Source organism: Agromyces zhanjiangensis, assembly GCF_040496055.1.
Lineage (GTDB): Bacteria > Actinomycetota > Actinomycetes > Actinomycetales > Microbacteriaceae > Agromyces > Agromyces zhanjiangensis.
Genome location: NZ_JBEPKB010000003.1, coordinates 92,533 through 107,553, shown reverse-complemented (window position 1 = coordinate 107,553; position 15,021 = coordinate 92,533). Strand labels below are relative to the sequence as shown.

The following is a 15,021-nucleotide window of genomic DNA, read 5'->3' as shown; positions in this document are numbered from 1 at the left end:
GCCCGCCGAGCGGGCTCCGCGAGAGGGGACTCGAACGGACAACTCGCTCACACGTGCGGCACGAACTCCTGCCACGCGCGTCGCTTCTTCCGCCGCGGATCGGCGACCACGCGATCGACCGCGTCGAACACGAGCGTGCGGCGGTGGCGCTCGTCGTAGCGCGGCCATTCGGGTCCCGGCGCACCGGATGCCGCGAGGCCGGCCCAGTGCGCCTGCATCCGTCGCCCGACTGCGCGGAACATCCGCCGCCCGCCGAGCAGCGTCAGCCCGGCGCCGACGGGGGTGTCGAACTTCTCGAACAGCGCGAAGAGCTCGAGGCCGTGGGTCGCGTCGAGGCCGAGCCATCGCGCCGCGCGCGGCGCGGCGTCGAACCGATAGCACCACGTCGGCGCATGGCGGGAATGCCGCTCTGCCACCTTCACGCTCGGGAACCAGAAGGTGAAGTCGCCCGCGAAGTCGGCGGCCGCGCGCCGATCGGGCAGACCGGGGTAGCGCGCCTTGATCGCCTTGCGCGATCGCTTCGCGGTGTTGGCGAAGATGGCGCGGATGCGCGGCTTGGTCGTCGGCAGGATGTCGATGCGCCCCTCGAACAGCGACCCCTCGCGATCGTTGGTGCCGATGATGAGCGGCACGCGGTGCGCGAGTCCGTCGCGGAACGCGTCGAGCGGGCGGTGCGGCAGGAAGTCGCCGTCGATCACGGGCGCGAGCGCGATCGTGCCGGGGTGCTCGTCCGGCGTCCTGACGGTGAGCTCGGTCGTCGCATCGGCCAGCCGCATCGGATCGGTCGTGCGCAGCATCGCCGCGGCATCCTCCGGCGCCTCGCTGTCGAGGTCGTCGTCGTCGACCATGCGGGCGAGGATCCGCACGAACTCCGCCGCCCAGCGCTGCGCGATCTCGGGCGCGTAGACGGCATTGGCAGGTGAGCTCTGCGCGATCGCCCGCGCGAAGAGCCCCTCGGCGGCGGGCACGGCGAGCAGGGTCGTGACCGAGTTGCCGCCCGACGACTCGCCGAAGAGCGTGACGCGATCGGGGTCCCCGCCGAAGGCGCGGATGTTCCGGCGCACCCACTCGAGCGCCGCGACCTGGTCGCGGAGGCCCAGGTTCACCTCGATCGGATGGTCGAGCCGCGAGTAGGCGCGCAGGTCGAGCCAGCCGAGTGCGCCCAGCCGGTAGTCGATCCCGACGTAGACGACGCCGTGCTCGCGCACCATCCGCTCGCCCTGACGGGGGTACTCGGCGGCGGATCCGACGCTGTAGGCGCCGCCGTGCACGAACACCATGACCGGCCGGAGCTCGCCGTCCTGGTCGTCGACAGCCGGCGCAGTGACGTTCAGGTGCAGGCAGTCCTCGCTGCGGAGGAGGTGCTCGGCCGCGCCGAGGAACTGCCCGCGCCGGTGCTGCGGCGCGACGGGCCCGAACGCCGCCGCGTCGCGGACGCCGTCCCAGGGCGCAGGGGGCGCGGGCGCACGGAACCGACGATCGCCCGCCGGGGCGGCGGCGTACGGGATGCCGCGCCACTGCCTCGTGCCGCGCCGACGCCGCCCGCGGACCGCGCCCGCGTCGAGGTCGACGACCAACGACACGTCCGTCCGCACCCCACGAGACACGCCCTCGACCGTACGTCGCCCGGGTGAACGTGCGGGTGAACGTGCGGCGACGGATGCCGCTGCGCCGTGCCGGCGGGATCGTTCGGACCGCACCGGCGACCGGGGACGGGGCTTCCCCGCCCCGACCCGCGCTGCCACGGTGCCGAGGCCGGGGTTCCACGGATGCGGCCGTTCTCTCGCCCGCCGTACGGTCGTCCCGGTCCGGACACACCGGACCCCGCGGTGCGGAGCCGCGCGCGTGATCGGAGGATCGCATGCAACTCAAGACCGCAATCGCCGGTGTCGCCGTCGTCATGGGGGTCGCCGTCGCCGCACCGGCGCCGGCGTTCGCCGCCGGCCCGCCGGAGGTGGACCACTTCACCGAGACCGACAGTCATATCGAGCAGGAGGCCCACGGCCCGGAGTGGTGCGGCGGGACGGTGCCGTTCGACGTGCTCTGGGACCGGCGGACCGAGGGGACCTTCGTCGGCCATTCGCGCGGTGACGGCCTCTCGTACGGCCTCGCGAGCTATCGGTCGGTCGAGGTCTACACGAATGTGGAGAACGGCAAGACCTACACGATGGAGTTCCGCGGCGGCGACCGCGAAGGCTCGGTCGTCGACAACGGAGACGGCACGCTCACGGTCACGGTGCTCGTGACCGGCAGCACGCAGTACACCGGCCCGGACGGCCGACGCGTGTTCCTGGATGCAGGCGCCTTCTCGGTCTCCTTCCTGGTCGACCACAACGGGACGCCCGGCGACCCGTCGGACGACCGCGACGTCGAGAACGGGTTCCTCGGAATCGAGGGTCCGCACGGACTGTTCGAGACCTGGGACCGCGACCTCTGCGCGGACATCGTCACGCTGCTGGGCTGAGGATTCCGCCCGACCTCGGGGCCGCGGGCGATCGCACCCGCGGCCCCGAGGCAGTGAAGGTCACTCCTCGACGATCTCCGCGTCGATCACGTCGTGCTCGCCGCCCTCGGGCCCGACGCCCGCCTCGGGCGCGCGCGTCACCGTGAGGTGCTCGCCGCCGTCGGCGAGGCCGACCACGACCGTGTCGCCGTCGCGGATCTCGCCGGCGAGCAGCGCCCGGGCGAGCCGATCGGCCACCTCGGTCTGGATGAGCCGGCGCAGCGGCCGCGCGCCGAACAGCGGGTCGTACCCGCGCTCGGAGAGCCACGTGCGGGCGTCGGGCGTCACGCCGAGCTCGAGCCGCCGCTCGTGGAGTCGCGCGGTGAGCCGGTCGATGGAGAGGTTCACGATCTCGCCGAGCTCCTCCTGCGTGAGCGCCGAGAAGACGACGAGGTCGTCGAGGCGGTTCACGAACTCGGGCTTGAACGCCTGGCGGACGGCCGCCATCACGGCGCCCTCCTTCTCCTCCCACGACAGCGTCGGGTCGATGAGGAACTGCGAACCGAGGTTGGAGGTAAGGACGAGGATCACGTTGCGGAAGTCGACCGTGCGGCCCTGGCCATCCGTGAGCCGCCCGTCGTCGAGCACCTGCAGCAGCACGTCGAACACCTCGGGGTGCGCCTTCTCGACCTCGTCGAAGAGGATCACCGAGTACGGGCGGCGACGAACGGCCTCGGTGAGCTGACCGCCCTGCTCGTAGCCGATGTACCCGGGAGGTGCGCCGACGAGCCGCGCGACCGAGTGCTTCTCGCCGTACTCCGACATGTCGATGCGCACCATGGCGTGCTCGTCGTCGAAGAGCACCGACGCGAGCGCCTTGGCGAGCTCGGTCTTGCCGACACCGGTCGGTCCGAGGAACAGGAACGAACCGGTCGGGCGGTCGGGGTCGGAGACGCCGGCCCGTGCGCGGCGGACCGCGTCGGCGACCGCCTCGACCGCACGGCGCTGGCCGATGACCCGACGGCCGAGCTCCTGCTCGAGGTGGAGCAGCTTCTCGGTCTCGCCCTGCATGAGCCGGCCGACGGGGATGCCGGTCCACTGCGCGATGACCGCGGCGATGTCCTCCTCGGTGACCTGCTCGTTCACCATGCGCGGCTCGTCGGGCGCCTGCTCGGCCTGCTCGGCTGCCTCGAGGTCGCGCTGGAGCTGCGCGATGGTCTCGTACTCGAGCTTCGATGCCTTCGCGTAGTCGGCCTCGCGCATCGCGCGGTCGCGCTCGGTCATCGCCTCGTCGAGGCGCTTCTTCAGCTCGCCGACGCGGTTCAGCGACATCCGCTCGCGCGACCAGCGCTCCTCGAGCGCGGCGAGCTCGCGCTCGTTCTCGAGGAGCGTCTCGTGCAGGCGCTCGAGCCGCTCCTTCGACGCGTCGTCCTTCTCCTTCTTCAGGGCGAGTTCCTCGAGCCGCATCCGGTCGACCTGGCGCTTGAGCTGGTCGATCTCGACGGGGCTCGAGTCGATCTCCATCTTCAGGCGCGACATCGCCTCGTCGATGAGGTCGATGGCCTTGTCGGGCAATTGCCGCGCGGAGATGTACCGGTTCGAGAGCGCGGCGGCGGCCACGAGGGCGGCGTCGGTGATGGTCACGCCGTGGTGGGCCTCGTACCGGCCCTTGAGCCCGCGCAGGATGGCGACGGTGTCCTCGACGCTCGGCTCGCCGACGAAGACCTGCTGGAAGCGGCGCTCGAGCGCGGCGTCCTTCTCGATGTACTCGCGGTACTCGTCGAGCGTGGTCGCGCCGATGAGACGCAGCTCGCCGCGGGCGAGCATCGGCTTCAGCATGTTGGAGGCCGCGACCGACCCTTCTCCGCCGCCGGCGCCCATGAGCAGGTGCAGCTCGTCGACGAAGGTGATGATGCGGCCCTCGGCGTCGTTGATCTCCTTGAGCACCGCCTTCAGGCGCTCCTCGAACTGGCCGCGGTACATGGCGCCCGCGACGAGCGCCGAGATGTCGAGTGCGACGAGCTGCTTGTCCTTCAGCGAGTCGGCGACGTCGCCGGCCACGATGCGCTGGGCGAGCCCCTCGACGACGGCCGTCTTGCCGACGCCGGGCTCGCCGATGAGCACGGGGTTGTTCTTGGTGCGGCGGGTGAGCACCTGGCTGACGCGCCGGATCTCGGCGTCGCGCCCGATCACGGGGTCGAGCTTGCCCTGCTTGGCGATCTCGGTGAGGTTGACGCCGTACTGTTCGAGCGCCGACTTCTGCTCCTCCTGCGAGCTCGGCGCGCCCTGCATGTTGGCCACGGGGCTCCTTTCGACAAAGTTGAGTGTACTACGCTCAACTTGCAGATCGGCAGCACTATTCCGGACGCCCGTCCCCGAAACGGGCATCCGCCGCGCGGGAATCACGAGCGCAGTGCGAGCGTTACCGTGGAGCACGGACCCGAACGAGGAGGAACGGATGCCGCTGAAGGGCGACTACGCGCCGAGCACATCGAAGTGGGCGCGCGACCAGGCCGAGACCTACGAGGCCACGGAGGGGCGCGAAGCGAACTCGCTGCGCGGCCGTCCCGTCATCGTGCTGACCACGGTCGGCGCGAAGAGCGGGAAGCTGCGCAAGACCGCGCTCATGCGCGTCGAGCACGAGGGCGAGTACGCGGTCGTCGCGTCGCAGGGCGGCGACCCCGAGCACCCGTCGTGGTACTTCAACCTGAAGCAGCAGCCGCACGTCGAGCTGCAGGACCGCGCGGTCAAGCGCGACTACCTCGCCCGCGAGGTCACGGGCGCCGAGAAGGACGCCTGGTGGTCGCGCGCCACCGAGGTCTGGCCCGACTACGACGGCTACCAGTCGAAGACCGACCGCGAGATCCCCATCTTCGTGCTCACGCCGTTCGAACCCGACGCGGGCTGACGAGCGCCCTGGGCGGCGTCGGCGATGCGGCGCGGACGCCGGGGTTCAGAGGTCGGATTCGGCGAGCGCGACGATGTGCTCGGCGCTCCGGCTCATCCGCGAGCGGATGAGGCCGACGTCGACCGAGTCGGGAACGCTCACCGAGATCGTGATGCGCGTCGCGTCCGGGCCGTCGGCCGCGAACTCGGCGCGCGCCGGCATCTCGAAGCCGCCCTCGCGGATCACCACGCCGAACGAGCGGAGCGGCTCGTACTCGACCACCTCCATGGTGCCCTCGACCGGCTCGCCGTAGCGCGTGTTCCGGCGCCGGAACACGGTGCCGACCCCGGTCGGTTCGTTTGACGTCCGCTCGAGCGAGACGTCCGCATCCCAACGCGGGTGGTTCTCGGCGTGGGCGCCCGCGTACCAGGCGAAGACCGCCCCCAGCGGCCGCGCGATGTGCAGTGAATTCTCGACCCACATGGCATCCTCCTGCCCGAGGGTGCGGAGCGAGCCGCCTCGCACCGTCGACGTGGTGTACGACGAGTCAAGCACCACCGACCGGGCGCGGCAACGCCCCGGGACCGGGCGTCACCGTCACAGCCACTGCATCGTGAACGCCCGACCGAGCACGCCGCGCAGTCCCGGCAGCCCGAGCACGCGCACGGCCGCATTGCGCGTCCGAAGCCGCACGCCGGTCGCCGGCGCGCCCATGCGCATGTTGAACGCGGCCTGCCGCGTCGCGCGCAGCGCGGCCGCCCGACGCGACCGGTCGTAGGCCGCGAACACGTCGATCGGCGCGGCCGCGGCGAGCGCGGCGGCGAGCTCCCGGTCCAGGTGCACGGCGTCGCTCCATCCGAGGTTCATGCCCTGCCCGCCGATCGGGCTGATCTCGTGCGCGGCGTCCCCGACGAGCGCGACGCGACCCGAGGACATCGGGTGGGCGACGTGCTGCGCCGCCACGAACGCGGACGGCCCGGTCGCGGCATCCGTGTCGAACGACGATCCGGTACGCGACTCGACGACGGTCGCGACCGCGGCGGCATCGAGCACCGTCGGCTCGCGCCGGACCCGCGCGACCCACCGGCGCCGCCCGCCCGGCATCGGGAACGACTCGACGACGCCGGCCGGCTCGAAGTGCAGCAGCGCGGTCTCGGGCGCCCCGGTGTCGTCGCGCGTGTCGCACATGACGTACGACGCACGACCGCGGCGCGGCTTCCAGTCGGCTCCGATGAGCGAGCGGATGCCGCTGCGCACGCCGTCGGCCCCGACGGCGTAGCGCGCCGGGACGTCGAGCGGCGACTCGCCGTCGATCGCGTGCACGACGAGGTGCGTCCCACGGTCGGTGACGCCGGTGACCTCGACGCCGCGTCGGAGCGAGACGGTGCGGGCGCCGTCGATCCGCTCCTCGAGAAGGGCCTCGACCTCGAGCTGCGGAAGCGAGTGCACCAGCCCGGAGCGGGGGAACCGCAGGCGTCCGAGCGTGCGCCCGTCGCACGTCACGCGGCCGTCGCGGATGACCACGGCCCGGCGCCGCACCTCGTCGCCGATGCCCGCGGCCGCCAGGGCGCGGAGCCCGGGCGGGTGGATGCCGATCGCACGCGAGGGCGTGGCGGCCGGGTCGGGTGCCCGCCGGCGTTCGAGGACCACCGCGTCGAGCCCGCGGCGCGCGAGGAGGCACGCGAGCAGGAGGCCGACGGCGCCGCCGCCGACCACGACCACGTCGTGAATCCGCCTCGCCGACGGCTCCGCCTCAGTCATTCGGGATCTCGCTGCCCCACACCAGTTCGAGCCGTGACGGGAAGCCGCGCTTGACACGCCAGCCGCGCGGGATGGCGCGGGCGAGCTCGGGCGCGGTGTGGCTGCGCCGGATCGAGGTGAGCCCGTCGGGGCGGATGAACGAGCCCGCGAAGACGTTCCAGGCGAACGGCAGCGTCGCGGCCCAGAACGCCAGGTAGGCGCCGCGGCCGCGCTCGATGTCGCCGTGCACGCCGATGCCTCCCGGCGCGACCAGGCGCTCGGTGTCGGCGAGCAGGGCGCCGAGCTCGGCGGCGCCGAGGTGGTGCAGCACGTGGTTCGACCAGACGACGTCGAACGTCTCGCCCTCGGCGACGAGGTCGGCGGTCGTCGCCACCCGGGCCTCGAACCCTCGCGTCGCGAAGCGCGAGGCCGCCGCCACGGCGCGCGCGTCAGGGTCGATCGCGACGACCTCGAGCCGCAGCCCGTCTCGCCTGGCCAACTGCAGGATGCGGGACGGCAGGTCGCCGCCGCCCACGCCGATGTCGAGCAGGCGCGCACCGTGCGTGGTCGCGAGCCGCGGCCGCACCCACTCCTCGTACACGGCCGCGGGCCGCGAGACGATGCGGTTCACCAGCCCGAACCGGCGGAACGTGCGTTCCAGCCGCGCGGGATCCGCGGCCGGGTCGTCCATCAGCTCCCGCGCGTCCACGTCCCGGTGGTCGAGCGTGGCGAGCGCGTGCAGCAGCCCGGGCTCGCCGCGGTCAGGTCGCGGCATCCGTCACCCCTTCACCGTCATCAGGGCGGACTCGACGGTGAGCCCCGGCCCGAACGCCATCGCCGCGACGCGGTCGCCGTCCGCCGACGACGCCCGGTCGAGGATGTTCCGGAGCACGAACAGCACGGTCGCGCTCGACATGTTGCCGAAGTCGCGCAACGTCTCGCGCGCCGGCTCGAGTTGCGGCTCGGTGAGCTTCAACCGAGACTCGACCTTGTCGAGGATGCTCCGCCCGCCCGGGTGGATCGCCCAGTGCGCGACCCGCTCGCCCGCGGCATCCGCCCCGAGGCTCTCGGCGAGTTCGTCGTCCGGGGCGAACAGGGGCTCGAGCGCCCCCGTGATGTGGTCGTCGATGATCGTCGGCACCGCGTTGGAGAGCACCATCTCGAAGCCGTGGTCGCCGATCTTCCACGCCATGTCGCCCTCGCCCACGGGCGTGATCCGCGTCTCGAACCGGTCGAGCGAGAGCGCGCGCTCACCGTCGTCCAGCGGCCGGGCCGTCACGATGCCGGCGCCCGCGCCGTCCGCGAAGAGCGACGAGGCGACGATCGTGTCGGGGTCGTTCGACGAGCGCAGGTGCAGCGTGCAGAGCTCGACGCTCACGACGAGCACGACGGCGTCGGGATCGGCGATGCAGAACTGCGCGGCGGTCCGCAGCGCGGGCATCGACGCGTAGCAGCCCATGAAGCCGAGGTGGTATCGCTGCACCGCGGGCCCGAGCCCGAGGTCGCGCACGAGCATGTAGTCCGGCCCGGGCGCGTAGAAGCCGGTGCACGACACCGTCACGACGTGCGTGACGTCGGATGCCTCGATGCCGGGTGTCGCGGCGATGGCGCGCCGCCCCGCCTCGAGGTACATCTTGGTCGCCTCGACCGCGTAGATCTCGTTTCGCGCCTTCGTGCCCGGCAGGAGCAGGTCGCCGGTCGTCCGATCGAAGAAGACGGGTTCGTCGTCGCGCTCGTCGAAGGTCAGCTCGTCGAGGACGCTGTACCGGCGTTCGATGCCCGACACGTCGAACGACGTCGTGATGATGCGCTGCGCGAGGCGGCTGAGGCCCGGCTGCGCGGCGAACACGTCGCGGACGGCGGGCTGGGGAAGCACGGTCGCCGGCACGGCGGTCGACAGCCCCCTCAGGTGCACCCCCGCGCTCATGCCGTCGTCCTCGGGTCGGTTCGTCGATGCGGCATGGGTGCCCCCTCTCCCGCTTGCAGACTAGCCGCGCCGCCCGTCGCCGATCCAGCATCGTGCGCGCATCCACGGCTCGCGTTCAGCCGGATCGCTTCGCGACCGCCGTGGCTCAGGCTCGCTCATCCGGCGTCGACTCCGGCACGGGCTCCGACGGGACATCCGCAGCGATCTCGTGCGGTGCCGCGCGCACGTCCGCTCCCGGCGACGCGTTGATGGCGGCGTTTCCCGAGAGCCAGCGCAGCCACCCGTCGTGGTCGCCGAGCAGCGCCTCGCGCGCGGCGAGCGTGAGCGGTATGGAGAGGATGGCGCCGAGCGGGCCGATCACGAACGTCCAGAACACGACCGAGAAGAAGCTCAGCGTGAGCGAGAGGTCGACCGCGTCGCTGACGAACTTCGGCTGCACGAGCACCTGCAGCACGACGTTCACGACCGAGTACACCGCGATCACGACGAGGAGCAGCGGCAGGCCGCCGACGACGAACGCGAGCACGGCGGGCGGAACGAGGCCGAGCACGAACCCGATGTTCGGGATGAAGTTCGTCACGAACGCGAGGATCGCCCACACCGCCGGGATGGGGATGCCGAGCGCCCACAGCGCGAGCCCGTCGATGACCGCGACGATCGCGCCGAACGACGCGTTCACGACGTAGTACCGGCGGACCGAGGAGTTGAGCGCCCGGATGCGCTGGAGCCGAGGCCGGATGCCCGCGCCGAACGCGCGCTCGGCGCGGCGGTACCGGGCCGCGTCGGCGGCCATGAAGATCACGTACGCGAGCACGAAGAACGCCGCGGTGAGGAACCCGAGGAGCCACCCGCCGAGGCCCTGCGCGAGGTCGAGCAGCGCCGACGGGTCGAGCGCCGACGCCGTGGCGTCGGCCAGCTGGTCGCCGAGCCCGACCGACGCGAGCCAGGCGGCGACGGATGCCACGGCCGCCTGCAGTTCGTCGACGACGTCGACCACGAGGTCGGCGAACTCGACGCCGGCGAACACGAGCAGTGCGGCGAGCACCGCGAGGATCAGGTACGCCACGGAGACGACCACCGTCGTGGCCGCCCAGCGGGGCCAGCCGCGACGCTCGAGCGGATGCCGGATCGGGTGCACGATCACGACGAGCACCACGGCGAGAGCCAGGGGCGCGACGAGCTCCCGTGCGAACCACAGTGCGGCGAGCACGAGCAGCGCGGCGATGACGGTCACGCCGGCGCGGACGGTCGGGCCGCCGGCGTGGGCGGAGGCCGGGGCGGGAGGCACCCGGTCGGGCACGGACTCCCCGACGGACGGCGCCTCCCCTCCCATGGTCACGGCAGGACGATGTCGAACGACGGGTCGCCCGGCTGCAGCACCGACATCAGCCGGTCGAGCACGTCCGTGTCGCCCCTGCGGTCGATGCCCGGGCTCTCGCGGTCGCCGGCGACCAGCGCGAGCATGCGCGGCTTCGCGAGTGCGACCGTCGCCTGCGCGGTCGATTCGTCGGCCGCCTTCTCGACGTACACGAGCACGCCGTTGCGGAGCGTGACGCGGAAGTTCCGTCCGACGTCGGTGAAGGTCAGGTCGAGCGCGAGGTCGAGGTCCCACGCGTTCGGCCCGTCGACGCTGATCGCGATCGCGTCGAGCAGCTGCTCCGGCGAGAGCTGGGCGAGGATCTCCGGTGCAGCCGTCGCCGTGGGCGTCCCGAAGTTCTCACCGCGCAGTTCCGTCGCCCCGGAGAGGAAGAAGTTGCGCCACGTGCCGTTCTCGGCGCCGTAGGCGAGCTGCTCGAGCGTGTCCGCGTAGAGCGTGCGCGCCGCCGAGTGGCTCGCATCGGCGAACACCGCGTGGTCGAGCAGCGTCGCCGCCCACCGGAAGTCGCCCTCGTCGTACGCCTGCCGCGCGACCTCGACGACGCGGTCGATGCCGCCGATCGCCGCGACGTAGCGTTCGGCGAGCGGCTTCGGCGGGTGCGGCCAGAGCCGCGCCGGGTTGCCGTCGAACCAGCCCATGTAGCGCTGGTAGACCGCCTTCACGTTGTGGCTGACCGAGCCGTAGTAGCCGCGCGCGTGCCACGCGCCCTCGAGCGCGGGCGGGAGTTGGATCTCCTCGGCGATCTCGGCACCGGTCATGCCGCGGTTGAGCATGCGCAGCGTCTGGTCGTGGAGGTACGCGTACAGGTCGCGCTGCAGTCCGAGGAACTCGCGGATCTCGTCGGCGCCCCAGGTCGGCCAGTGGTGCGAGGCGAACACGACGTCGGCACGGTCGCCGAAGCGCTCGATCGCCTCGGTGAGGTACTTCGACCAGACGTGCGGGTCGCGGACGAGCGCGCCGCGCAGCGTCAGCAGGTTGTGCAGCGTGTGCGTCGCGTTCTCGGCCATGCAGAGCGCGCGCCTGCCGGGGAAGAGGAAGTGCATCTCGGCGGGCGCCTCGGTGCCGGGCGCCATCTGGAACTCGATCTCGACCCCGTCGACGACGTGGGTCTCGCCGGTCGTCCGGATCTCGAGCGTCGGGACGAGGATGCCCGGGTGCCCCTTCGAAGTGGACTGCCCGAGCCCGGCGCCGACCGCGCCCCTCGGTCCGCGCTCGAGCGCGGCGCCGTACATGTAGCCGGCGCGGCGGGCCATCGCGGTGCCCGCGTACACGTTCTCGGCGACGGCCTCGCCGACGATGCCGATCGGGGCGATGACCTGCACGCCGCCCGGTCGCACGTCCTGGGCGTCGACGATCCCGAGCACGCCGCCGAAGTGGTCGATGTGGCTGTGGGTGAAGATGACCGCGGTCACCGGGCGGTCGCCGCGATGCGCGCGGTACAGGGCGAGCGCCGCCGCGGCGGTCTCCTCGGAGATGAGCGGGTCGATCACGATCACGCCGGCCTCGCCCTCGACGAAGCTCACGTTCGACAGGTCCAGCCCGCGAACCTGGTAGATGCCCTCGACCACCTCGAAGAGTCCCTGCTTCGATGCGAGCGTCGACTGCCGCCAGAGGCTCGGGTTCACGGTGTCGGGCGCATCCCCGGCGATGAACGCGAATTCGTTCGCATCCCATACCACGCCGCCCTCCGCGTCGCGGATCTCGCCGGGCTCGAGCGCCGCGACGAAGCCGCGGTCCGCGGCCTCGAAGTCGCGCCGGTCGTCGAACGGCAGCGACGACCCGAGCGCCGCCTGTTGCGCCCGGATCGCCTCGCTCGCGTCGTTGTGCTGCATCGTCTCCGTCTCCGTTCCCTCGAAGGTCCATCCGGCGCCGACCCACGACGCCGCAGTCAGAAGTTGCCGATCCCCTTGCCGATCAGCACCACGCCGATCACGAGCAGGAGCACGGCCATGACCGTCGCGTTGTTGTGCACGAGCCAGCCGCGCAGCCGCTCGAGCGGTGCCGCCATGCGGTCGGATGCCGCGAGGTACGCGATGACCGGGAGGGCGACGGATGCCGCGGCGATGACCGTGAAGACGAGGAGCACCACCGCGGTCGGGCCGACCCCCAGTCCGGCGGACCCGATCGCCAGGCCCGCGCCGGCCCCGAGCAGGAGGTTCTTCGGGTTCACCGCGGCGAGCAGGAACCCGAGCCCGAGCGCCCGACCGGCGTTCATCGAGTCGATCCCCGCCATCCACTTCGGCAGCGGCGCCTCGACGCCGGGGGCCGGGCGGCTGCGCCACTGCCGGAGGGCCAGGAAGACGAGGCCCGCCCCGAGCACGAGCTGCATGACCGCCGTGACCGGCTTCGGGTCGTCCGTGCCGCCCTGCGGCAGCACCGCGGAGAGCAGCGTGAACGCCGTCGCCGCCACCGCGATGCCGAGGACCCAGCCGCCGAGGAACCCGACGCTCGTCGCCCGCGCCCTCGGCGAGAGCAGCATCAGGATCGCCGCGATGATCGGGATCGGGCTGATCGCGATGCCCACCGCGAGCGGCAGGGTGTCACCGATCACTGAGCCCATGGTCGTCGCCCCTCGTGCTCGGACACGGTCAGATCTTGATCGGGAAGGTCGACAGGATGACGATGCCGACGGTGGCGACGACCACGGCGAGGCCCAGCAGCGTGCGCGCCACCCAGGGCGCGATCTCGCGCTGGGACATCGCGGTCAGGAAGAGCACGAGTGCGAACAGCACGGTGAGCAGGGAGTAGTTGTCGCCGCGCTGGTTGGCCTCCAGCGCCTCCGCGAACTTCGCGTCGGCCCGGGCGCTCAGCTCCTCGGCCTCGAACGTGCCCTCGGGAACGTACTCCTCGCGCGCGAAGGGTGCTCGCTCGACCCGGCCGTCACGCACCCACGCGTCGTACGCGACCTCGAACTCGGGCGTGAACCGTTGGCGGATGTACTCCGCGAGCTCCTCCTCGCCGCCGCCGACCGCCTCCACGTAGGCCGCGTAGATCGTGAGGTCGAAGGCCGTCGCCGAGCGCGCCTCGCCCTCGGCCGAGGCCGCCTGGATGCGCGCGCTCGACGCCTGGCTGAACGCGATCGACATCTCGCCGCCCCACTTGGACGCCTCGAAGCCGCACCACGCCGTGAGCACGGCGGTGACCGAGAGCAGGAAGACGCCGACGATCTCCGTGGCGCGCGTCCACCCGTCGCGCGTCTCGTCTCCGGTCATGCCGCCGCCGTCAGCCGAGCAGCTTCGCCTTCGCGGCGGCGAACTCGGCGTCGCTCAGGATGCCCTGCTCCTTCAGCGTCGCGAGCTTCTGCAGCTCGGCGACGACGTCGACCCCGCCCGCTACCGGAGCGGCCGGCGGCGGGGGCGGCGGTGCCTGCATGGCCGCCTGCTGCGCCGCAGCCTGCTGGGCCTGGTACTGCTCGGCCTCCCACTGCTGCTGCGCGGCCGCCTGCTCCTCGGCCTGCTGGTCGGCGTACCTCCCCTGCTGGCGGTGCGCGACGCGGCCGCTCACGGCCGTCGCCGTTCCCGCGACCACCGCGGTGCGCGCGGCCATCCCGATGAGGCCCGGTCGACCCATCCTCCGAATCGGCATGATCTCCCCCTACTCCTCGTCGCTCGCCTCGGCGAGCACCTCGTTGACGACCGTGGCCGGGATGCGCTCGACCTGCAGCACCTCGCCGCCGGACGCGGCGAACGCCGACGCGATCTTCTTCGCCCACAGCAGCTCGACCGCCATGATCGCGCCGGACGTGCCCGGCGGAATGGCGTCGGCGAGCTCGTCGATGTCCTCGTCGCCGATGACACCGGACGCCTCGAGCTCGACGACCGCGAAGCCGGCCTCGTCACGGAACTCCTCGTACTCGCGCACGGTCACCTCGCCGTCGCCGTCGCGCGAGACGATCAGCAGGTCGAGCAGCCGGATCTCGTCGCCGACCATCAGTTCACCGAGCGCAGCCGCCGTCCCCTCGTCGAGGCGATCGCCCTCGAAGCTCACGACGTAGACGTCGACCGGCCCGTATTCGAATGCAGCCATGGATTCCCCCCTCGGGAAGCAGACTATGCGGGCGCCCCGCGGCGCCGCCAGTGTCGATTCCAGTGCACGTCGCGGCGCGCCGACGTGCCCAAGGTCCTGTCGCTCCGGGCCCGCGCCGCACTAGTGTGACGCTCGGGGGGCGGCATCCGGCGTCCCCGTCGACGACTGGAAAGGTCACCCCCGTGGACTTCGCGAGCAACTTCTGGAACTTCATCTGGATCTTCTTCTGGAGCTTCGCCTTCATCGCCTACCTGTTCGCGCTGTTCGCGATCATCGGCGACCTGTTCCGCGACCACCAGCTCAACGGCTGGTGGAAGGCCGTCTGGATCCTCTTCCTGATCTTCCTGCCCTTCCTCACCGCCCTGATCTACCTCATCGCTCGCGGCGACGGGATGGCCAAGCGGTCCGCGGCCGCAGCCTCCGACGCGCAGGCCGCGACCGAGGCCTACATCCGCCAGACCGCGGGCGGCGCGAGCCCGTCGGACGAGATCGCGAAGGCCAAGGCGCTGCACGAGGCCGGCACCATCAACGACCAGGAGTACGAGGCCCTCAAGGCGAAGGCGCTCGCGGGCTCCTGAATCCACACGACGACGGGCCGGGCACCGTGGGTGCCCGGCCCG

15 protein-coding genes are annotated in these 15,021 nt (G+C 72.1%); 3 read left to right on the top strand and 12 right to left on the bottom strand.

Going from position 1 to position 15,021, the window contains the following annotated elements:
* Positions 1–47: 47 nt before the first annotated feature.
* A complete protein-coding gene (locus ABME02_RS06745; protein WP_353814505.1) occupies positions 48–1,607 on the bottom strand; it encodes a carboxylesterase/lipase family protein in 1,560 nt (519 codons plus the stop codon).
* Positions 1,608–1,861: 254 nt separating this feature from the next.
* Between ABME02_RS06745 and ABME02_RS06740 the strand changes: the two genes are divergently transcribed.
* Positions 1,862–2,464 (top strand): hypothetical protein, encoded by a 603-nt coding sequence (locus tag ABME02_RS06740; protein ID WP_353814504.1) that lies wholly within the window; start codon positions 1,862–1,864, stop codon positions 2,462–2,464.
* A 60-nt stretch (positions 2,465–2,524) separates the two neighbouring features.
* On the opposite strand, the gene ABME02_RS06735 is transcribed toward ABME02_RS06740, so the two are convergent.
* A complete protein-coding gene (locus tag ABME02_RS06735) occupies positions 2,525–4,735 on the bottom strand; it encodes an ATP-dependent Clp protease ATP-binding subunit (protein WP_353814967.1) in 2,211 nt (736 codons plus the stop codon).
* Positions 4,736–4,901: 166 nt separating this feature from the next.
* Between ABME02_RS06735 and ABME02_RS06730 the strand changes: the two genes are divergently transcribed.
* Positions 4,902–5,351 (top strand): nitroreductase family deazaflavin-dependent oxidoreductase, encoded by a 450-nt coding sequence (locus tag ABME02_RS06730; protein WP_353814503.1) that lies wholly within the window; start codon positions 4,902–4,904, stop codon positions 5,349–5,351.
* A gap of 45 nt (positions 5,352–5,396) precedes the next feature.
* Here the strand turns inward: ABME02_RS06730 and ABME02_RS06725 are convergent, their stop codons facing one another.
* From ABME02_RS06725 to ABME02_RS06680, 10 genes are all read right to left on the bottom strand, one after another.
* On the bottom strand, positions 5,397–5,813 hold the full coding sequence (locus tag ABME02_RS06725; protein ID WP_353814502.1) for an SRPBCC family protein: 417 nt from the start codon (positions 5,811–5,813) through the stop codon (positions 5,397–5,399).
* 114 nt (positions 5,814–5,927) lie between these two features.
* Complete coding sequence (locus ABME02_RS06720; RefSeq protein ID WP_353814501.1) at positions 5,928–7,091, bottom strand: FAD-dependent oxidoreductase; 1,164 nt, start codon at positions 7,089–7,091, stop codon at positions 5,928–5,930.
* Complete coding sequence (locus ABME02_RS06715; RefSeq protein ID WP_353814500.1) at positions 7,084–7,845, bottom strand: methyltransferase; 762 nt, start codon at positions 7,843–7,845, stop codon at positions 7,084–7,086. The genes ABME02_RS06720 and ABME02_RS06715 overlap by 8 nt, the downstream gene beginning before the upstream one ends.
* A 3-nt stretch (positions 7,846–7,848) precedes the next feature.
* Complete coding sequence (locus ABME02_RS06710; protein ID WP_353814499.1) at positions 7,849–8,997, bottom strand: type III polyketide synthase; 1,149 nt, start codon at positions 8,995–8,997, stop codon at positions 7,849–7,851.
* A gap of 145 nt (positions 8,998–9,142) precedes the next feature.
* On the bottom strand, positions 9,143–10,330 hold the full coding sequence (locus ABME02_RS06705; RefSeq protein WP_353814966.1) for an AI-2E family transporter: 1,188 nt from the start codon (positions 10,328–10,330) through the stop codon (positions 9,143–9,145).
* Positions 10,331–10,332: 2 nt separating this feature from the next.
* Positions 10,333–12,207: an alkyl/aryl-sulfatase gene (locus tag ABME02_RS06700; protein ID WP_353814498.1), complete on the bottom strand. Its 1,875-nt coding sequence runs from the start codon at positions 12,205–12,207 to the stop codon at positions 10,333–10,335.
* Positions 12,208–12,263: 56 nt separating this feature from the next.
* A complete protein-coding gene (locus ABME02_RS06695; RefSeq protein WP_353814497.1) occupies positions 12,264–12,935 on the bottom strand; it encodes a GAP family protein in 672 nt (223 codons plus the stop codon).
* Between the two features lie 28 nt (positions 12,936–12,963).
* Entirely contained in the window at positions 12,964–13,587 is a 624-nt protein-coding gene (locus ABME02_RS06690; protein ID WP_353814496.1) for a hypothetical protein, read from the bottom strand.
* Positions 13,588–13,597: 10 nt separating this feature from the next.
* Positions 13,598–13,960 carry an SHOCT domain-containing protein gene (locus ABME02_RS06685; RefSeq protein WP_353814495.1) on the bottom strand — a complete coding sequence of 121 codons (363 nt, stop codon included), beginning with the start codon at positions 13,958–13,960 and terminating at the stop codon, positions 13,598–13,600.
* Positions 13,961–13,969: 9 nt separating this feature from the next.
* Complete coding sequence (locus tag ABME02_RS06680) at positions 13,970–14,401, bottom strand: DUF6325 family protein (protein ID WP_353814494.1); 432 nt, start codon at positions 14,399–14,401, stop codon at positions 13,970–13,972.
* A gap of 182 nt (positions 14,402–14,583) precedes the next feature.
* Between ABME02_RS06680 and ABME02_RS06675 the strand changes: the two genes are divergently transcribed.
* Complete coding sequence (locus ABME02_RS06675) at positions 14,584–14,979, top strand: SHOCT domain-containing protein (protein WP_353814493.1); 396 nt, start codon at positions 14,584–14,586, stop codon at positions 14,977–14,979.
* The last annotated feature ends 42 nt before the right edge of the window (positions 14,980–15,021 follow it).

Coding starts and splice junctions, on each gene's coding strand:
- ABME02_RS06740 (WP_353814504.1), top strand. CDS start 1,862: ATGCAACTCAAGACCGCAATCGCCGGTGTCGCCGTCGTCATGGGGGTC.
- ABME02_RS06685 (WP_353814495.1), bottom strand. CDS start 13,960: ATGCCGATTCGGAGGATGGGTCGACCGGGCCTCATCGGGATGGCCGCG.
- ABME02_RS06690 (WP_353814496.1), bottom strand. CDS start 13,587: ATGACCGGAGACGAGACGCGCGACGGGTGGACGCGCGCCACGGAGATC.
- ABME02_RS06720 (WP_353814501.1), bottom strand. CDS start 7,091: ATGACTGAGGCGGAGCCGTCGGCGAGGCGGATTCACGACGTGGTCGTG.
- ABME02_RS06725 (WP_353814502.1), bottom strand. CDS start 5,813: ATGTGGGTCGAGAATTCACTGCACATCGCGCGGCCGCTGGGGGCGGTC.
- ABME02_RS06680 (WP_353814494.1), bottom strand. CDS start 14,401: ATGGCTGCATTCGAATACGGGCCGGTCGACGTCTACGTCGTGAGCTTC.
- ABME02_RS06735 (WP_353814967.1), bottom strand. CDS start 4,735: ATGCAGGGCGCGCCGAGCTCGCAGGAGGAGCAGAAGTCGGCGCTCGAA.
- ABME02_RS06695 (WP_353814497.1), bottom strand. CDS start 12,935: ATGGGCTCAGTGATCGGTGACACCCTGCCGCTCGCGGTGGGCATCGCG.
- ABME02_RS06700 (WP_353814498.1), bottom strand. CDS start 12,207: ATGCAGCACAACGACGCGAGCGAGGCGATCCGGGCGCAACAGGCGGCG.
- ABME02_RS06705 (WP_353814966.1), bottom strand. CDS start 10,330: ATGGGAGGGGAGGCGCCGTCCGTCGGGGAGTCCGTGCCCGACCGGGTG.
- ABME02_RS06730 (WP_353814503.1), top strand. CDS start 4,902: ATGCCGCTGAAGGGCGACTACGCGCCGAGCACATCGAAGTGGGCGCGC.
- ABME02_RS06710 (WP_353814499.1), bottom strand. CDS start 8,997: ATGAGCGCGGGGGTGCACCTGAGGGGGCTGTCGACCGCCGTGCCGGCG.
- ABME02_RS06715 (WP_353814500.1), bottom strand. CDS start 7,845: ATGCCGCGACCTGACCGCGGCGAGCCCGGGCTGCTGCACGCGCTCGCC.